Source organism: Mesorhizobium sp. B2-5-7 (assembly GCF_006440875.1).
GTDB lineage: Bacteria > Pseudomonadota > Alphaproteobacteria > Rhizobiales > Rhizobiaceae > Mesorhizobium > Mesorhizobium australicum.
This window is the reverse complement of the sequence record NZ_VFUO01000004.1, coordinates 523,697-542,546: the sequence shown is the minus strand read 5'-3', so window position 1 is coordinate 542,546 and position 18,850 is coordinate 523,697. Positions and strand designations below refer to the sequence as shown.

Below are 18,850 nucleotides of genomic sequence, written 5' to 3'. Positions count from 1 at the left end.
CCGTCACCACTAATCTGCCGGGTTCTTTTGATGCAGGTAAGTCGTGTCGAAATCCCCTGCGTGAGTGAGGCCGGGCCAGTCGATTGCATGCATTCTCGACCCCGTGGTGGCGATCAGGCCTTCACGTCGTAGTTCCTGAAGCATTCGGTTGACGTGGACCGTTGACAGACCCAATGCGTCGCCAAGTGCGGCTTGGGTTATGGGAATATCCGCAATGTGATCTTGAATGCGTCCCACCGCCCGCAAGCGAAATATGAGTTCGCACAAAATGTGAGCCATGCGGGTGTAAGCCTCACGTCTTCCAACGTTGGTGACCCACTCCCTGTACATCGCGGCGTCGATCAGCGTCGACCGCCAGAAAGCGGTCGCGATGCGAGGGTGCTGGTCACAGATGCTGCGTAGAACATCGTGTCGCATGAAGCCCACTCGGGCCGGCGTCATGGTCGAGAAATTACAATCCATGACCGACAGATGCAGCCCGTGCAGATCGGGAATGTCCCCGGCCACGAAGAAAGACGTGATCTGTCGCTTTCCTTCGCTTGTGTATTTGGTGGACCCGACCAAACCATCCAGGACGACAAACGAGTAAACAGGATGGTCACCCTCACGCACCAGGTCGTGGTTGGCCGAAAAATCTTTCTCCTGAATCGGTATGCTTTTCAAAACCGCGATTTCGGCTTCTCGAATGTCCGAGATGGTCTGAAGCTTGCGGATAAGTACATCCGAGGACGAAGAGGGGGACAAAATGGCTACCTAGCTGATGTTGCCCACCGAACTTTTATCCCAGCCAAAAGTTCCGGATGGCGGTGAAATCCGAATGAGCAGAACCTGGTTTGCCAAAGGCGCGATCAAAACCGCAGCCCACGGAACAAACGCACCCACGGCTTTGTACGTTTTCATACCTAACGCCGCTCCGCCGGAACGTAGGGTAGGCATTCGCGGTTACGTCGGACTCTTCGGGGAGTTCGCCATGGATGAGCCTAAGACAGCTTTCATTGATCGCCTGATCAAGGAAACCAGCGTCAGCGAAAAAGACGCCCGCGAACTGATAGCCCTGCTAGGGCTCAATTGGTCGTCCTTGGTCCGGGAAGCGAAGCTCCTGAAGCCACAGGCCCACGGTGCCTCTTATATGAGCGTGGACGGCGGCGGCGTCTCTGATTTCCAAACGAATTCTAACCAGGTCTCCGAGCAAGGCGGCCATTCTAGCCCGCTGGTCGGAAAGGCTGACACGTAGCGCCCGCGCTATTACGAGTTCGTTCAAAGTCCTTGTGGAGATTCTGGAAGCATGGCCGGCTAAACGGCCATCGTCGGCGGCGGTGACTGCTGCCAACAGAAGCGGCTCATCGAGAGCCGCATCGTTGGCGCGTTGCTCCATAGAACGCAAGACCGCGCGCGCTGCCACTGCCTGCAACACTTTAATCCGCGCCTCAGGAACGGAGTGGTCCCACTGACGTTCTCGACGGTGGCAAGGTGAGACCTCAGTGAACAGACCCATTTCGCGGACGGAAATCATCGAAGAAATGGATCACCCGTCGAATGACGGGGACCTCGCGAGAGACCAGGGCGCCTCGCCTTCCGCCGCAATCGCGGCGGCGCTGGCCGACTCCCTTGAGAGCGGTCCAAACAAGCATATTGTCCATATAGCCGCCTCGGAACGCAGTGCCGAAGAGACCGCTGCGGCTTTGCGTCAGTTTCTGCCGAGCGCGGACGTCATCTTCCTGCCGTCCTGGGATTGCCTGCCTTACGACAGGGTATGGCCGACACGCGCCAATATGGGGCGGAGGCTTCGCGCTCTGCATGAGATCGCAAGCGAGCCCAAACGTCCGCGCATCGTGGTTCTGTCGATCGAGACTACTCTCCAGCGGGTGCCGCCCGCACCAGTCATTGCTGGCGGTTTTACAATTCTGGAACTCGGACAAGAGTTCGACCCGGATGGTTTCCGAACGAGAGCAGAGGCGATTGGATACGGTGTCGACGAAAGGGTCGACGAACCGGGCGAGATAGCCTTTCGGGGCGACCTCATGGACATATTCCCTGCTGGCGCCGATCACCCGGTTCGCGTCGTCATCGGTACACATAGCTGCATCCGGGAACTCAAGACCTATGACCCCATCAGCCAGCTTAGCGAACAGTCGCGCGAGTCGGTCACGGTTGGGCCAGCATCCGAGCTGATTTTCGCAACGGGGGATCATCCTGAGTTGGCAGCGATGCGCGCGACGTCGATGGAAGAACGCCTCGTCGCGTTGTACGGCAGCATGCCGTCGGTCTTCGATGTGGCATCCGGCGCCTGTGTCTCCATCGCGGAAGGTCTCGAAGGCGCGCCGCTCGACCGCTTCCTGGGCCTGATCGAAGATGCTCGTGGTGCAAGGAAGGAGGTTGCCGCGCCCGCCAAACCCTTGCCGGAACAGTTTTACCTGTCGCGTCAAGAATGGGACGTCGCAGTCCGTAAACGCCACGGCACGAGTCTCGCCGTTTCTGCCGCGCGAGTTCCCAAATTCTTCCAGCAGGCGCGATCCGGGCATCGGTTCGCCGAATTTGCGGAAAGGCAGACAAGGTCGGGTGTCACCGTGGCATTCGCGGGCGAGGCCTCCGAACTGCAGCGAGCCGATCGTCTGCTCGATCGGAAGCTTGGTCGGCGAATGGGGGAAGTGGCGGACTGGCCGCGGATCCGTTCGGCCCCAAGGGGCTCTCTTCTCAAGGCCGAGATCGTTCTCGACGAAGGCTTTGTCGACGAGCAATCTGGCATCGCGGTGGTGGCCGCGGCCGACCTGTTTGGCCACGCCTTGAAAGCAAACGGCAGCGCGGCCACCAGCATACTCGAACCCGAGTTGCGCATTGGCGACGTCGTCGTCCATGAGGACCATGGCCTCGCCATGCTGGCGGCGGTCGAACAGGTCGAGTTGGCCGGTCAGCAGCAGGATGTCGTCAGGCTGGAATATCAGGACGGAGCTTCCTTGCTGGTTCCGATCGGTGAGTTTGGGCGGATATGGCGCTACGGCTCGGAACCCGGTGCAGTGCCGCTGGATCGCTTGAACAGCGATGGGTGGCTCAACCGACGCAAGGCGGCGCTGCGCGATATCGACAGGCTGGCCAAGCGCTTGAGGGACCTTGCCAATGCCAGGTCCAGCCAGCCTGCCGCGATCATAAAACCCTCTCGCGCCGACCTTGCCCGGTTCGCGGCGCGGTTTCCCTATACCGAGACTCCCGACCAGGCTGCCGCCATCCGCGACGTGCTCGGCGACCTGTCGTCGGGGAGAACAATGAATCGCCTTGTCTGCGGCGACGTCGGCTTCGGCAAGACAGAGGTGGCCCTGCGGGCCTGCGCCGCCGCGGCCCTCTGCGGGAAGCAGGTGGCGGTGATAGCGCCAACAACGGTGTTGGCACGTCAGCACTACGAGACGTTCAGCAGAAGATTTGCGGGAACCGGCCTCGACGTCGCCCACCTCTCGAGAATGGTCGGAGCGGCGGAGGCGAGAGCGGTGAAGGAGCGGCTGCGGAGCGGTCAGGTCGCGGTGGTTGTGGGTACCCAGGCCCTGGCGGCCAAGAGCGTCAGCTTCGCCAATCTCGGGCTGCTGGTGATCGACGAGGAGCACCGGTTCGGTGTCAAGCTGAAGCAGGCGCTGCGGAACATGGCGCCCCGCCTTCATACGCTGAGCATGAGCGCCACGCCGATACCGCGGACGCTGCAATCGGCGATGTCAGGCGTCCAGGAGGTCAGCGTCCTCAACTCTCCGCCCGCCAAAAGACGTCCCGTTCGCACCATCCTAGCGCCCTTCGATCCAGCTTCGGCAAGAGCCGCCCTTTTGCGCGAGTTTCGTCGGGGCGGACAGAGCTTCCTGGTGGTTCCGCGCATCGAAGACATCGATCCGGTTCGCCTGCAGCTAAACAGACTGGTGCCGGAACTCGCGGTCAAGACGGCGCACGGCGAAATGAAAGGGAGACAACTGGACGACATCATGGTCGGGTTCGCTAACGGTGACGGCGACGTCTTGTTGAGCACTGACATCATCGAGAGCGGCCTCGACGTGCCGCGGGCCAACACCATACTGATCTGGCGAGCGGACAGGTTCGGTCTGGCACAGCTGCACCAGCTTCGCGGCCGGGTCGGAAGGGGGGCGGTGCAGGCTATTGCTCTTCTTCTGACCGAGCCTGGCATCGAACTGGCCGAAGGCACAAAAGCCCGACTTTCGACCATGATTGCGCTCGATCGGCTTGGCTCCGGCCTTGCGATCAGCCAAAGGGACCTCGACCTGCGCGGGGCAGGAGACCTTTTCGGCGAAGATCAAGCCGGACACATGAAGCTGATCGGAGCAGGCCTTTACCAACATTTTCTGCAGCGGGCGGTCTCGCTGGCTGCGGGAGGGGCCGATACCGACAAGCAGCTTGCCGACATCAACGGCGCCGGAAAAGGGGCCTTTCCCGAAAGTTACGTCAACGAGCCGACGGTGCGCGTCAGCCTCTATGCGAGGCTGTCTCGTTTAGCTGCCGAGACGGACCTCGATGCATTCGGCGAAGAGCTTGAGGACCGCTTTGGAGACATGCCCGGCGAAGTGGCGGATTTACTGGAACTGACCAGGTTGCGCATAGCCGCGGCGGACCTGGGCATCAGCAAAGTCGATGTGGGACCAGAAGGGATCGCGATTACCTTCCGCAAGAAGCCGGTGGCATCAAAATGGCGCTTTAAAAACGCACAGGGCTTCGAGTTCCGCAACGGCCGGCTGATTTTCAGGCCCCCGATCCAGTCTCGCGGCTCAGGTATCGATGCCGTACGCTCGGTGCTCGGTGCCTTGCGTGCAGCCCGGCCGGCGCGGCGCCGCCCATGATGGGTTCGCTCGGATCACCGGTTCCAGATCGTGGGGAAAGTCCGGCGCTTCGATGGGCAGTTCGTCAGCCGGCGTTCTTTCCCTTTGAGTCACGGCCGGAAGCATTTCGGCGACCTCGATGAGGATATCCTTGACGAAGTGATTGATCTGGGCGCCCATCTACCGCGAGCCTGTTGTCTCCGATGGCGTCCGAACTTGCTGCCCGAACCAAAGTTCCCGCCTGAAACGCGTGACGAGGCGAGCGAAAGTCAGCTAATGCCGTGTCCGGCGTGCGGTTCGCTCAAGGCATCACTCCGGCTTGATGGGCCGTCATGGCAGCCATGTTCTGATCCAGATGGGCCATGATCCAGACTGAGCCCAGAACCACCAGCGCCACGATCAGCACGCCGAAGGCCAGGGCCAGGACGTTGTTGGTGTTGTCCGGTCCGGTCGTCAGGTGGAGAAAGAAGACAAGATGCACCCCCATCTGCGCGACAGCGAGCACCACCAGAGCCGAAATCACCGCCGGCTGGTAGATCAGGTTGGTCTGAGCCGCCAGGAACGAAGCAATCGTCAGCAGGATGGCCAGGCCGAAGCCGAGCAGGTAGCCAGAGAGGCCCCCCGCCATTTCGTGCTCGGTTATGCGTTCCTCGCCCGGCGCTGAATCGCGGCGGTCTGGCGTCTCGCCGGCCCCGCTCTCGCCCCCGATTTCGGTCATGGCGATACTCCTAACAGATAAACCAGGGTGAAGATTGCAACCCAGATGATGTCGAGCGCGTGCCAGAAGAGCCCGAAGCAGTGGAGCCGCCGCAAAATATCGGGTCGAAAACCCTTGACCCACAGCTGCGCCATCATGGTGCCTAGCCAGAGCAGGCCAAGTGCGACGTGGGTCCCGTGGCAACCAACGAGTGCGAAAAAGGCTGAAAGAAATGCACTTCGAGACGGGCCTGCCTGCTCGCCGGCCATCGCCGCGAACTCCTGCACCTCCAGGAGCAGGAAGGCTGCCCCGAGCAGGCCCGTAACCAGCAGCCAGAACTGGGTGGCAGCCATCGATCTGCGGTGGCTCGCGAGCGTTGCCAAGCCGCAGGTGAAGCTTGAACTGAGCAGAAGGCCCGTTTGCACCGCAACGCGCGTGGGTTCGAACAGATCCTTGCCGGTCGGTCCGCCGGCGGTTGCCTTGGCGAGCACGGCATAGGCGGCGAAGAAAGCCGAGAACATGATGATGTCGGACAGCAGAAAGATCCAGAACCCGTAGGCAACGGTGACGAACTTCGACGCAGGGCCGCCCTGTCCGTGGCCCGTCGCGGATCTTGCACCATGGCTGCCGGTGCGATTGAGCCGGTATTGGTCGCGTGTCTGGCCGTCGGCGCTGATGTCGCTGGTGAAGGCGTGATCGCTCATACCGGACGTTCCCAGCTGCGCAGGAAGGCAAGCCGCGCGGCTCGGCCGTTTCGGTCTATTCGCGCGACCTCATCGGCGGGGATCTCGTAGTCGCCATGATCGCGCCAGGCGAAGACGACGAAGGTGGCGTAGGCGCCGATGAAGCCGACGATCGCCAGCCACCAAATGTGCCAGATCAGCGCGAAGCCGATCAGCGTACTGAAGAAAGCGGTGACGAAGCCCGTCGGGCTGTTGCGCGGCATCTCGATAGGCTCGTACGCGGCCTCCGTCTCCGCGCTCTGCTCCTCGATCCCCCGCTGCTTGATGGTCCAGTAGGGTTCTTCGTTCTCGACATGTGGCAGCCGCGCAAAGTTGAAGGCGGGTGGAGGGGAGGGTGTCGACCATTCCAGCGAACGCCCATCCCACGGGTCGCCGGTCTCGTCGCGAAGCTTGTCGCGATGCCGGATCGAAACCACCAGCTGCATGATCTGCAGTGCGGCGCCGATGATCATCACCAGCACGCCGAACGCGGCCACCACCAGCCACGGTGCCCAAAGATCCATGTCGATGTGCTGAAGGCGCCGCGTCATGCCAAGCAGGCCGACGATATAGAGGGGCACGAAGACCAGCATGTAGCCGACCAAGGTGACCCAAAACGCCGCCTTCCCCCAACCTTCGTGCAACCGGAAGCCGAATGCCTTGGGGAACCAGTAGGTGAAGCCGGCAAAGGCGCCGAACAGCACGCCCGAGATGATGACGTTGTGGAAATGTGCCACGAGGAAAAGCGAGTTGTGCAGCACGAAGTCGGCGGGCGGGACGGCTAGCAGAACGCCGGTCATGCCGCCGACGGTGAAGGTGGTGACGAAAGCCAGCGCCCAAAGCATGGGCGTGTCGAAGCGAACGCGCCCGCCATACATGGTGAAGAGCCAATTGTAGATTTTTACGCCGGTGCCGACGGCGATGACCGAGGTGGCGATGCCAAACGCGGCATTGACGTCGGCACCGGCGCCCATGGTGAAGAAATGGTGCAGCCAGACCATGAACGAGACGATGCAGATGAACATCGTCGCCGCGACCATCGAACGATATCCGAACAGCGGCTTTGACGAGAAGGTCGAGAAGATCTCGGAAAAAATCCCGAAGGCTGGAAGCACCAGGATGTAAACCTCGGGATGGCCCCAGGCCCAGATCAGGTTGACGAACATCATCTGATTTCCGCCGGCTTCGTTGGTGAAGAAATGGAAGCCGAGATAGCGGTCCAGCGTCAGCATCGCGAGCGTGGCGGTGAGGATCGGGAAGGCCGCGACGATGAGCAGGTTGGATGCCAGCGATGTCCAGCAGAACATCGGCATGCGCAGATACCCCATTCCCGGCGCACGCATCTTGAGGATGGTCGTCACCAGGTTCACGCCGGTCAGCAGCGTGCCGACGCCGGAGATCTGGATCGACCACAGATAATAGTCGACACCGACGCCCGGCGAGTAGGTGGTTTCCGACAAGGGCGCATAGGGCAACCAGCCGGTGCGCGCGAACTCGCCGATGACAAGCGAGATGTTGACCAGCAGGGCTCCGGTAGCCGTCAACCAGAAGCTGACTGAGTTGAGCGTCGGAAAGGCGACATCGCGGATGCCAAGCTGCAGCGGCACGACGAAATTCATCAGGCCGATGATGAAGGGCATTGCCGCGAAGAAGATCATGATCGTGCCGTGCGCCGAAAAGATCTGGTCGTAATGCTCGGGCGGAAGGTAGCCTGGACCGTGGATGGCCAGCACCTGCTGCGTGCGCATCATGATGGCATCGACGAAGCCACGCAAAAGCATGAGCATCGCGAGCACGATGTACATCACGCCGATGCGTTTGTGGTCGACCGAAGTTATCCACTCGCTCCACAGATAGGGCCAATAACCCTTGAGACTTATCCAGCAGAGCACCGCTGCCGCGGCGAGGAACACCGCGAAGGCCGCACCGAGGGGGATAGGTTGGTCGAACGGAATCGCCGACCAATCGAGCTTGCCGAGCATCGTCATTCTCCCCCTTCTGCCTGCTGGTGGTGCGCAATGGCCGCCGCTCGTAACGCCTTCGGACTGACCTGTGGCTCACCGCTGCCGCCACTTTCAGCGGGGCCGGGGCCGGGCGGCAGCGTCTGCTGAACAACCGCTTCGAACAGCCCGGGCTGCACGTGGCCGAACGAAGCCGGCGGCAGGTTTGTGCTTTGCCGGGCGAGCTCGCGGTAAGCGTCGGCGTTGAGCACGCCGCCGCCACCACGCAACGATGACGTCCAGCGGGTGAACGCATCAGGCGAAACCGCGGTCACGCTGAAGTTCATGTCCGAGAAGCCGTCGCCGCTGAAATGCGCCGACTGACCGAAATAGCTCCCCTCGCGGTCGGCCTGCAGATGCAACTCGGTCTGCATGCCGTTCATGACATAGACCATGCTGCCAAGCTGAGGCACGAAGAACGTGTTCATCACGCTGGCCGAGGTCAGCTTGAAATGCACGGGAACGCCGGCCGGGATGACCAGCTGGTTGACCGCCCCAACTCCCTGCTCGGGATAGAGGAACAGCCATTTCCAATCGAGCGCCACCACTTGGATGTCGAGCGGTGGCTGCGCCGAGGCGATCGGTTTGCGCGGATCGAGGTGATAGGAACCGTAATAGATCAGTCCGCCAAGGAAGAGGATGGTGAGCGTCGGAATCGACCAGACGATCAACTCGATCCGGCCTGAATAGGTGAATTCCGGGTCGTAACGGGCATTGCTGTTCGAGGCGCGGAATTTCCAAGCGAAGGCCAGCAGTGCGATCAGCGTCGGAATGACGATCACCAGCATCACCGCCAGCGAGTTCAAAAGGATCGTGCGATTGCCCGCGCCAATTGGCCCTTGCGGGTCGAGCACGCCCCCCGCGCAGCCGGGCAAGAATGCGGCTGCGGGTATCCAGAGCAGCGAACGCGCCGGCTTGAAGGTGGGTGGCAATAACAGTGGCTGCGCCACGCATCTCGGGGAGGACACGTCGTGAGGGCACGCGTTCTTCGCGTTTTCCATCTAAGTCTTCCCTGACGCAGAATTCGAGATACGCCCGGTGTCGCCTGCCGCCCAACGAACGCCTAACTGGCGCCTGTGACGTTTGTTCCGCCGCCGCCCGTCTTGGGCCGCCCGGGCGGCAAAGCCGGCGCGTTTTTGACAGATCTTGAGAACCGCAGCAGAGCGCTGCGCTCGGACAGGCTCAGCTATTTGGAACCGTCGCCGGCTCGCGCACGAATTTCATCTTCGGCGGCACGGCAAACTCCGTGAACCGATCAGCCAGGCTGTCAAGAGCTTGACGCATGCCCATGCCAGCCGCCGCCGCCCCATGTCCACTGATGACCATCTGCGGCTTCAGCGCGGCCAGGCGCTTCACCGATCTTTCCGCCGCATCCCAGTCCGGCGTGAAATAGCGTGGCGGACCGTGCATCTCGAGATCCTGAACGGCGACCTCATAGACCGACTCCTGGCCTGTGGTGATGAAAGCGTCCCCTACGATCAGCGAGCGGTCCTCCTCGCGCCAGAGCGAGATATGCCCCGGGGCGTGTCCTGGCGTGTGCAGCCACTGCCATCCGGGCATTCCGGGGATCGAACCGTCGGCCGGCAAGAGTTCCAGACGGTTGCCAAGATCGATCGGCCCGCGTGGAAATAGCGGTGAGAGCAGCGCCATCAGTCCACCGCCGACCCAGGGGTCCGGCGGCGGATAGGATGTGGTCCCGTCCAGATAGGGGCGCTCGAGCGGGTGCGCGAAGACAGGCACGTCCCACGTATTCGCCAGGTCCAGAACCGTTCCCACATGGTCGAAATGGCCGTGCGTCAAGATGATCGCAGCCGGCCGCGCGTCAATCCCGAAGCGCTTCTCCGCCACGGCAAGGATGCTGCTCCGGGACGTCGGCAACCCGGTATCGATCAGCACCCATTTCCGGTCTCCGCTGCCCGGTGCGCCGAAGAACACGACATTGACGATTGCCAGCCGCAAATAACCCAGATCCGGTGCGATGCTCCAAGCACCGTCGCCACGATCCTCGCGCCTGGCGTGGTCGATATCGGAAAGTTGAATTTGAACGGTCATGTGATCCCGTGCCTCTGTTGTTTGCCGGGCAGCCGGTCGAGTTAAGCGACGCCGGTGCTACATCGCCCCGAACTTGGCTCGAGCCTCCTTGTTCCTGATGTCGCCAATCGCCACCCAGCTCGCGGCTGGTCGACCACCGGAACAAAGGCTCGGCCAGTCGGTTCGGCTTTACCCCGCTCAGGCAGGATGAGGGGGCAGCTGAGCTGAGCAATGGGACGCGGCTTGCCTGATCGGATACGGCGTTTCCCCAAGGCAATTCGCGGTCCAAACAGGGCGGCCGAGTTTGAAACCGACTGCCCAAAGGAGACTTCGAATGGACGAAGTGGAACGCACGGACGGGCACGAAGTGGGTGAGTCGGCTCCGAAAGCTTCGCGCTTTGCCAGTTTTTTCATGGCGGGCTTTGAGTGCTCCTCGCATCGGCGCAAGGATGGCGTCCGCCTCGACCTTATTCGTGCGACCTCGCATAATTTGCATGCCCTCCGCGACTACCGGGCCTGCGCCGAACTCGGCCTGCGCACCATTCGCGATGGGCTACGCTGGCACCTGATCGAAACCGCTCCCGGAACCTATGACTGGTCAAGTTGGATGCCTATGGTCGAGGCAGCCCAATCGGCAGGGGTCCAGGTCATCTGGGACATCTTCCATTATGGATCCCCGGATCATGTCGATCAGGGGTCCATCCAGTTCATCGATGCCTATGCCTCGTTCGCGGCGGAAGCCGTGAGGGTGTACCGTTCGATAACCGGAACATCGCCTCTGTTGTGTCCGATCAACGAAATCTCCTTCTTCGCCTGGGCCGTCGAGGTCGGCTATTTCCCGCGCGTAGGGCCGAACAAGCGGGGATGGTTCAAGCGGCACCTCGTCAAGGCTGCCATCGCCGGTGTTCGTGCAATGCGGGAGGTCGATCCGGCATGCGGATTTGTCTGGGCCGAGCCGCTCATCCACATCGCGCCTCGCGACCGGACCCGCGGCGAACGGCGCCGCGCCGAAAACGCCCGACTGGGACAGTTCGAGGCCTACGACATGTTGCTGGGCCGCGTCGAACCCGAGTTGGGCGGCAGCGAGGATGTTGTCGACGCCGTGGGCCTGAACTTCTACCCACACAATCAATGGTACATAAATGGACCGACCATTCCGATGGGGCACCACGAGTACCGTGCTCTGTCGGAAATGCTGATCGAGGTCGCTCATCGATACGGCAAGCCGATGTTCATTGCCGAAACCGGCTCGGAGGGATCGGGCGGGGCGGCTTGGCTCCACTATGTCTGCGACGAGGTGCGTGCGGCGATAAAACTCGAAGCGCCGATCGAGGGTATTTGCCTGTATCCGATAACCGCTTACCCCGGGTGGGATAATTCCCGACATGCGGAGGTGGGATTGTTTTCCGTCATCCAGGCGGATGGCACGCGACGCCTCCGCCAGCCCGTCGCGGACGAACTGGTTCGGCAGCAAGATCTGTTCGCACCAAACCGGACGCGTTGAAGGAGCGGCCGGCAACCAGGCGGGGGCGGCGTTGTGGATGCCGCCCCTGGCCGTTGGATCAGCTTTTTGCGGTCTCCCCCGCCGCGCGCAACTTGGCGTACCGCAGGGTCACGTCGCTCAGATTTTCCTTAAGCCAATCGGCCATCGCTTCCTCTTCGCTCAGATTTTGCTTGAGGACCGTTTCGGCATCCTGGAAGCCGCCGGCCTCGGCGAGCACCAGGAGCGAATTGTAGGCAGCGATCTCGTAGTTCTCGAAGGCGAAATTCGCTAGGCTGTTCTTGATGATCTCGTCGCCTGCCATCGAGTGTCCCATGGCAGCCATGCTGCCAACCATCGACAGGGCCGTGTCCTTGAGAGTCGAGTGCTCTTCATCGAGACCCTCCAGGACCGTCTCGAGCCGAGTGATCTGGCCCTCGGTCTCTTGAATATGCCGGCGCAAGCGATCAGCCACCTCAGGATAATTCTCGATACGCTCGACCTGTGGTTTCATGATCGACAGCGCTTGGTTCTCCATGGCATGGGCGTTGCGCAAGCCAACAATGAATATCGAACGGCTCTCCGAGTTGAAGTTTGTATCCATCGCAATTCTCCTTCTGTTTTCTGCCGCGGTTAATTCAGCTCCCATGTGCGGGAGAACTCGCCACCAGTCCGGCCAGGGACGTCCTTCCAGTGCCCGCCCATTCCGGCAGACTTTTCTGGATGCGAGCGAAAGTGGCCAGAGCCTGTCCGACCACCTGGTCCATGTTGTAGTAGCGGTATGTTGCCAGGCGGCCGACAAACCACACGTCGGGACAGGCTGCGGAGAGCGCTTCGTAGCGCTTGTAGAGGGCTTCGTTTTCGGCTCGCGGCACCGGGTAGTACGGGTCGCCGATATCCGTCGGGTATTCGTAAGTCAGGCTGGTCCGCGCGTTCTGCTGGCCGGTCAGATGTTTGTACTCCGTGATGCGGGTGTAATCTTGCGTCTGCGGATAATTGACAACGGCAACCGGCTGAAACTGCTCGCGGTCCAGGGTGACGTGCTCAAAACGCAGCGAGCGATAGGGAAGATGCCCAAGCTGCCACCCGAAATATTCATCGATTGGACCGGTATAGATCATCCGCCTGAACGGAATCTTCTCACGGATTTCGCGGAAATCGGTCTGCAGCATGATCTTGATGTTCGGATGGTCGAGCATGCTTTCGAACATCCTGGTGTATCCGCCGGCCGGCATTTTCTGGAAGCTGTCGCTGAAATAGCGGTCGTCACGGTTGGTCCTGGTCGGCACTCGTGCCGTCACCGACTTGCTCAGTTGACTGGGATCGACGCCCCATTGCTTCCTGGTGTAGCCACGGAAGAATTTTTCGTAGAGCTCGCGGCCCACCGTGCTGACAACGACATCCTCGGCCGTGCGAACGTCCTCCACAGTCTCGCGTCGCGACGCGAAGAATTCCTCCAACTGGGCCGAGGTCAGTTCCAGTCCATAAAGGCTGTTGATCGTGTCGAGATTAATCGGGATGGGAACGAGTTTCCCGTCCACCGCCGCCAACACCCTGTGCTCGTATGACCGCCACTCGGTGAACTGCGACAGGTAGTCCACGATCGCCTGGCTGTTGGTGTGGAAGATGTGCGGACCGTAGCGGTGGATCAGGATGCCGGCTTCATTGTAGCAATCATACGCATTGCCGCCGACATGGCCGCGACGATCTACCAGCAGGACGCTTTCGTGACGCTGCGAGGCTATCCTTTCGGCAAGCACGCTGCCGGCAAAACCCGCCCCGACGACCAGCCAGTCGAACATGGCTAAGCGCTCCTGCGAAGAGGGACGATTTTCTTGCGTTCATGGGCGCGCTCGATGTGAGCCGCCATGGCATTCCATGTTCGCTCCCAGGAGGTATCCGCAAGGTAGGCGTCGACTTGTTGCCGGAGCATCTGGCGCGGTCGCGAAAGAGCCGAGCGGAGCTTGGTTTCCAGATCGTCGCTGTCGGCGATTTCCACCAGCCCGGCAGCGCCGTAGCTGCGCACCACGTCCACGATCGCCGTCGAGACTACCGGCAGCCCTGCCGCGAGGAACTCCGGCGTCTTGGTCGGGCTGATGAAGCGGGTCGCTTCATTGAGGGCGAACGGCATCCAGCCGGCATCCCAATGGCGCAGGTAGTCGGGCAGATCGCGGTAGGCTTTCCCGCCCAGCCAGTGAAGGTTCTCGGCGCGCGGCAGGCTTGCAGCGTCGATCTTGACCACCGGGCCGAGCATGACGAAATGCACGTCCGGCATGGTCTCCGCCGCCTGGGCCACGAGATCGACGTCCAGCCGCTCGTCGATGACGCCGAAATAGCCGACCCTCGGGTGAGGAATGCCGGCCTGATCGGCCGGGTCTTTTCCCGGCTTCCTGGCCTTGTGAAAGTGGTTCACGTCGATGCTGCTCGGAAAGGGATAGATCGCGTGATGCAGGTGGCGCTTGGTCTCGAACAAGCTCAGGCCGCCGGTGAAAACAAGATCGGCGCGGTGCAGAAGCGCCTTTTCCATCTGCCTCAATTCAGGCGGCGCATTCTTGAACGCCGAGAGTTCGTCCATGCAATCATAGACACATATGTCAGGCTCAAGGTACTCCGTGAAGCGGAGAGCCATTGGCGTATAATACCAAGCGATCAGCCGGCTGTGCGGCATAGAAGCGATTGTCTGCTGAACAAATCTGCGCTGCGTGGCATCTGATTTCGCGGCCGACGTGCCGACCGGGAGCACTGGTGTCACAATCAGAATGTTTGGCGAGGCCTCGCTCGTCCGCATTAGCGGCTGCGGCAGTTCTTCAAAGACAGGTTCTTCAAAGTAGACAACCCTCTGCTGCATGGATGCGAGTGTGAGGATATGCTGCGGGCGTTGATGAACGAAGTTCCACCTTAAATGAGAGAAGCAAACCAGTAGATTTTGCCTGCCAGCCTGTTTACTGACGGTGACCCTGCCCAAGGCTGCTTCCATTGAGATATTCCTTTTATAGACGGTGGTTTGTGTTTCGACTAACATTTGTTAATCGGGGATGAGGGAGAACTAGACTTCGGTTTCAGCTCCTAACTTTCGGGTAGGTGAGTTGTTCCAAGGTGAAACGGAGAGCCTCGGTCGCCGCTTCGGATTGGACGAATGCAAAGCGCCGGCTGCGCGGAGGCAGACTGGCTGTCTCAAATGGCGGTCATCGAAACTGCCCCGACCAAGTTTGCTGGTGGAGAACCGCCTTCGCCGTATTTGCGTTGAACTTGCTGGCTATAAAATGTGCCGGACATCAACTTGATTCGCCCGCGGCTTGGGCGGGTCCGGGGCAAGGGCAAATTCCGGGGCTAAGATGAAGATCGACTTCGATACCAACGTGTTTCCGCTGTTCCATCCGCAAAGCGTGGATGATCTCAAGGACCCATGCCCCGTCTTCGATGGCAGGCTGTGGCATGTGTTCGGCTCAAGCGGGACGGTGACGACCGAGACGTGGAGGATCCTGCACGCCACGGCCCCCGACCTCTATGGGCCTTGGACCGAGCACGAAGCGATCGAGCTTCCCATCAACGGGACCGGGGTCGCGGCTCCGGGCGTCATCCACGAAAGTGGCGTCTTCCATATGTTCATCCAGACCGAGTTCATGAAATCCGGGGGCCGCTGCGAGCATGCGGTTTCCAACGACGGCTTCCATTGGGTGGTTCTCAGCCCGGCCATTCTCGCCATCCCCGACACGGAAGAGGATGGCATCTACGATCCGCATCCGGCGGTCATTGGTGGCAGGCGCTATCTCGTTTACTCTGCCATGCCGAAATTCAACAGGGTGCCGCAGCCCGACATCTATCTCGCACGCAGCCAGTCCGACTCGTGGTTCGGGCCGTGGAAGCGGATCGGCAAGATCCTCGATCATGCTGATGTCCCTCATCACAATACGAGAGAGGACCCCGACTATGAATGGGGCATAGAAGGTGCCCAACTGGTCGAGTTGCCGGATGGCCGAGTACTTCTGAACGCCACTTGCTTTCTTCCAAATGGCCTTCGTGGGAATCGCCAGCGCGTGTTTTTTGCCATCGCTGACGAGGTTGCCGGACCTTACGTGTCGATAGGCCCGGTACTCGAACCAGGCCAGCCGGGCGAGAACGGTCATTCAACGGTGATGATCGAAGGCAGCCAGCTTTCCCTGTTTTACCAAAGCCGGGTTGCCGCGACCGACCACCGGTGGCGCTACGGCTTGGCCCGATGTGACGTGGCTCTGTTTTCCAAGGTTGCATGATCCTGGTCTGCCGGCCGGCACGACTGCGTTCGACCGGCCGGAGCGGCTGTCGTCGTCGTGCAATTGAGTTCCGTTGACACGAGGCGATCCGTTGCCAGTTCTTTCCAAATTAAACGCCTACCCGGGCGGAACAATGCTTCCGGGCTGAGGTTCGGCTGACTTCAAACGGAGAGTCAGCCATGTATTACACCGACAAGAAATTGCAGTTCCCGGTTCGAGTCGAGACGCCGAACCCAATCTTTGCACGCGCCTTACAGCAGGCCATAGGCGGAGTGGAAGGCGAAATTCGTGTCGCCTTGCAGTATTTCTTTCAGGCGTGGGGGTGCCGTGGACCGGCCAAGTACCGCGACCTGCTGTTGAACACAGCCACCGAGGAGCTCGCCCATATCGAGATGCTGGCGACCGCGGTCGCGCTCAATCTCGAAGGGGCACCGCTTTCGCTGCAGGAGGACGTGTCGTCCGATGCGGTCGGCGGCTCTGTCCTCAACGGGATGAATTTCCGTCATATCTTGTCGACTGGGCTCGCCGCCCTGCCGGAAAACTCCAACGGTGTTCCCTTCAATGCTTCGCATGTTTATGCCAGCGGCAATCTTGCCGCCGATATGGTCGCCAACGTAACCGCGGAAGGAAGCGGACGCGTGCTTGCGACCCGCCTCTACAACATGACCAACGATGCTGGAATGAAGGACATGCTGTCATTCCTCATTGCGCGCGACACCATGCATCAGCAGCAGTGGCTGGCGGCGATCGAGGACATGGGGGGCCTGACCGCGTCTCTGCCGGTGCCCAATTCCTTCCCGCAGGAGAAAGAGCGTCAGGACGTATCCTATGCCTTCATCAACTGTTTCATCGAAGGTGTAGCACCGGCGCAGGGACGCTGGAGCGAAGGCCCGTCGATGGACGGCAAGGGCGAGTTCTCCCTGGTGCCCGGCGCACCGATGGGCGAGGAGCCAATGCTTTCGCCGCCACGGCCAAGCTCTGGTGCGCAGAGTGAGCAGATGTTCGACAGGAAGGCAGCCGAATAGTCATAGTCGCAGCCGAAGGCGGCGGCCAAATGGGGGCCGCTTCCGCTTTGTGCCGTTCGTACTTGTCAGGTCGCGTCGGGCCGAAGGATCCTGGCGCAGACATCGCGAATGAGCTGCGGCAGGACGTCGAACGCATAGCCGACATGCAATCGTTCGAGCGGCGTGTGATAATCGCGTCCCCACGGACCGATGTTGATTGTCGGTATGTTGGCCAGGGCTCGCGTGAGGGGCCAGCGCACGCTGTCTTTCCAGGCTGGTGTGTTGCGGGCGACGACGTCGAGGGAGGACTCGGCCGCTTCGCCAAAGAAGCTCATGTCCGAAATCCCGGCGAAATAGTCCGCGCAGGTGACCACGTTGCCATAGCGAGCCGCTGCCTCGTCGGCCACCTCGACGGCAGCGGCTCGCAGCCTGGCGGCTGCCGGCTGCGCGGAAAGGTTCGTCGGCAGATAGGGAATGGATCCGAAGCCCGTCACGATGGCTGGTCCGGCCAAGCGGCTGAGTTTCCAGGCCTGCTCGGTTATCAATCGGCACTTCTCGGGCAGGGGCTGGTCGCCGGCGGCGATCGAAGCGGAAACAGCTTCGAGCCGCATCCGCTCCGGTTCTTCGAGACGCGCCAGCAGAGTCTCATACCGATGGACCGGGATCGATTGCACCATCTCCAGCAGACCTGTTTCGTGCTGAGCGGAGACGCGCCGCCGGAGCTCCTGTAAAAGACGCGAGGCCGCTTCGGCGCATAGGCTGTCGAACCGGTCGAGCACCTCACTGGGCGCCCGGCGATAACTCAGCACATTGAAAGTGGCATGGGCGGTCCGCGGTGTCGTGACATCATACCCCGTCTTTCCGTCCCGAATCCCGAGCAGGCTGGGCGGGGTGCCGGGTTCGGTGCCGCACATGTCGGTGAGCTCGGGCGCCCATTCGATCCGCGCGGCGATTGCCGCGGCGATCGCGCCGGCATTGAGGCCATTCAAGGGAAAGCCGCTATGTGTGGGAACACCAACCACGCAGGCGGCCGGAAGCAGCTTGCCGACGGTTCCCAGAGCGATGACGCGACCCTTGCTGCCGTCGCCATCATCCGCGATCGCATCGAGATTGATCACCGCGAGCAAATCGAGGTCGCGCTCTTTACAGAGTCCAGGCAGCATCTGCGCCGCCTCGCGGGCGCCGGCGGAATTGTTCTCCTCGTCCGGCACTGCGATAAAAAGCAGATTTCCAGCCGGCTTTGCGCTTTCGGCAAATTCGGCGCATACGGCCAGCCCGGCTGCAAGGCCCGTCTTCATGTCCAGAAGACCGCGCCCGGCAAGGAACTCCCCGCCCCCGAAATCATGGTGGGCCAGAATGGCGGCTGGAGCGTTCGCGGCGACGAGGGAACCGTGCAACGCCTTTGTCAACGCGTCGGGCCGAGTGGCCAGAGGCTCCAACTGTCCGTAGTCGCTTGTCCCGACGGTGTCGTAGTGACCGGTCAAGAGCACGGTCGAGCGACCAGTGCCGCGCAGGAGCATCGCCACGCAGTGACGGCCGTCCTGAGGTCCGACCTCGATCGTCCAGACCTCCGCGTTCTGAAATGCCGTCTCCTCTCGGAGTTCCGCCGCCAGCCACGGGCCGAAGGCAGCCTCGCCGTCCGTGCCGGTGACGCTCTTCTGCTCGGTCAACCCGATTGCCCATCGCCGCGCGCGACTGGACAGCGTCTCGATAGGGTTGCGGGTCATTGCGATCCTGCCATTCGGGTGGGAACGGTGGATCCTATCCTGGTCAAGCGATTTCTCTCAAGCACACTTCGGCGGTGGCTCAGTGGAATCCACTTGGAAGGTATTCGTGCTCAGAGGGGAACTCCCGGGCCGGG

At 61.3% G+C, this 18,850-nt stretch carries 15 protein-coding genes; 5 read left to right on the top strand and 10 right to left on the bottom strand.

Features of this window, described 5'->3' with window-relative positions:
* Positions 1 to 9: 9 nt before the first annotated feature.
* Entirely contained in the window at positions 10 to 744 is a 735-nt protein-coding gene (locus FJ543_RS20520) for a Crp/Fnr family transcriptional regulator (RefSeq protein ID WP_015316416.1), read from the bottom strand.
* A 73-nt stretch (positions 745 to 817) separates the two neighbouring features.
* On the opposite strand from FJ543_RS20520, the gene FJ543_RS31500 reads away from it, so the two are divergent.
* The gene (locus tag FJ543_RS31500; RefSeq protein ID WP_041163349.1) at positions 818 to 1,234 is read left to right on the top strand and encodes a hypothetical protein; all 417 of its coding nucleotides are present in this window, start codon (positions 818 to 820) and stop codon (positions 1,232 to 1,234) included.
* 247 nt (positions 1,235 to 1,481) lie between these two features.
* Positions 1,482 to 4,823, top strand: a complete 3,342-nt coding sequence (locus tag FJ543_RS20510; RefSeq protein ID WP_181174022.1) for a DEAD/DEAH box helicase — start codon at positions 1,482 to 1,484, stop codon at positions 4,821 to 4,823.
* 280 nt (positions 4,824 to 5,103) lie between these two features.
* On the opposite strand, the gene cyoD is transcribed toward FJ543_RS20510, so the two are convergent.
* From cyoD to FJ543_RS20485, 5 genes are all read right to left on the bottom strand, one after another.
* Complete coding sequence (cyoD, locus tag FJ543_RS20505) at positions 5,104 to 5,520, bottom strand: cytochrome o ubiquinol oxidase subunit IV (protein WP_140614624.1); 417 nt, start codon at positions 5,518 to 5,520, stop codon at positions 5,104 to 5,106.
* Complete coding sequence (gene cyoC / locus FJ543_RS20500) at positions 5,517 to 6,203, bottom strand: cytochrome o ubiquinol oxidase subunit III (protein ID WP_140876718.1); 687 nt, start codon at positions 6,201 to 6,203, stop codon at positions 5,517 to 5,519. The genes cyoD and cyoC overlap by 4 nt, the downstream gene beginning before the upstream one ends.
* Positions 6,200 to 8,203, bottom strand: coding sequence for a cytochrome o ubiquinol oxidase subunit I (gene cyoB / locus FJ543_RS20495; protein ID WP_181174028.1), 2,004 nt, complete (start codon positions 8,201 to 8,203; stop codon positions 6,200 to 6,202). Before cyoB ends, cyoC begins: the two co-directional genes overlap by 4 nt.
* A 2-nt stretch (positions 8,204 to 8,205) precedes the next feature.
* Positions 8,206 to 9,222: a ubiquinol oxidase subunit II gene (gene cyoA, locus FJ543_RS20490; protein ID WP_140876714.1), complete on the bottom strand. Its 1,017-nt coding sequence runs from the start codon at positions 9,220 to 9,222 to the stop codon at positions 8,206 to 8,208.
* A gap of 181 nt (positions 9,223 to 9,403) precedes the next feature.
* Entirely contained in the window at positions 9,404 to 10,273 is an 870-nt protein-coding gene (locus tag FJ543_RS20485; protein WP_015316424.1) for an MBL fold metallo-hydrolase, read from the bottom strand.
* A 313-nt stretch (positions 10,274 to 10,586) separates the two neighbouring features.
* On the opposite strand from FJ543_RS20485, the gene FJ543_RS20480 reads away from it, so the two are divergent.
* Positions 10,587 to 11,756 (top strand): hypothetical protein, encoded by a 1,170-nt coding sequence (locus FJ543_RS20480; RefSeq protein WP_015316425.1) that lies wholly within the window; start codon positions 10,587 to 10,589, stop codon positions 11,754 to 11,756.
* A gap of 58 nt (positions 11,757 to 11,814) precedes the next feature.
* Here FJ543_RS20480 and FJ543_RS20475 read toward each other — a convergent pair whose 3' ends face one another.
* From FJ543_RS20475 to FJ543_RS20465, 3 genes are read right to left on the bottom strand one after another with little or no spacing between them, the layout of a single operon-like run.
* Entirely contained in the window at positions 11,815 to 12,336 is a 522-nt protein-coding gene (locus FJ543_RS20475; RefSeq protein ID WP_015316426.1) for a ferritin-like domain-containing protein, read from the bottom strand.
* Between the two features lie 34 nt (positions 12,337 to 12,370).
* Positions 12,371 to 13,534, bottom strand: coding sequence for a UDP-galactopyranose mutase (gene glf / locus FJ543_RS20470; protein WP_015316427.1), 1,164 nt, complete (start codon positions 13,532 to 13,534; stop codon positions 12,371 to 12,373).
* A 2-nt stretch (positions 13,535 to 13,536) separates the two neighbouring features.
* Complete coding sequence (locus FJ543_RS20465; protein WP_015316428.1) at positions 13,537 to 14,709, bottom strand: glycosyltransferase; 1,173 nt, start codon at positions 14,707 to 14,709, stop codon at positions 13,537 to 13,539.
* Between the two features lie 358 nt (positions 14,710 to 15,067).
* Here FJ543_RS20465 and FJ543_RS20460 point away from each other — a divergent pair, with 358 nt between their 5' ends.
* Together FJ543_RS20460 and FJ543_RS20455 are read left to right on the top strand one after the other, a co-directional pair.
* Positions 15,068 to 15,985: a hypothetical protein gene (locus FJ543_RS20460; protein ID WP_015316429.1), complete on the top strand. Its 918-nt coding sequence runs from the start codon at positions 15,068 to 15,070 to the stop codon at positions 15,983 to 15,985.
* Positions 15,986 to 16,164: 179 nt separating this feature from the next.
* Positions 16,165 to 17,010, top strand: coding sequence for a manganese catalase family protein (locus FJ543_RS20455; RefSeq protein WP_015316430.1), 846 nt, complete (start codon positions 16,165 to 16,167; stop codon positions 17,008 to 17,010).
* A gap of 65 nt (positions 17,011 to 17,075) precedes the next feature.
* Here the strand turns inward: FJ543_RS20455 and FJ543_RS20450 are convergent, their stop codons facing one another.
* Positions 17,076 to 18,659 (bottom strand): M20/M25/M40 family metallo-hydrolase, encoded by a 1,584-nt coding sequence (locus FJ543_RS20450; RefSeq protein WP_210243706.1) that lies wholly within the window; start codon positions 18,657 to 18,659, stop codon positions 17,076 to 17,078.
* Positions 18,660 to 18,850: the final 191 nt, after the last annotated feature.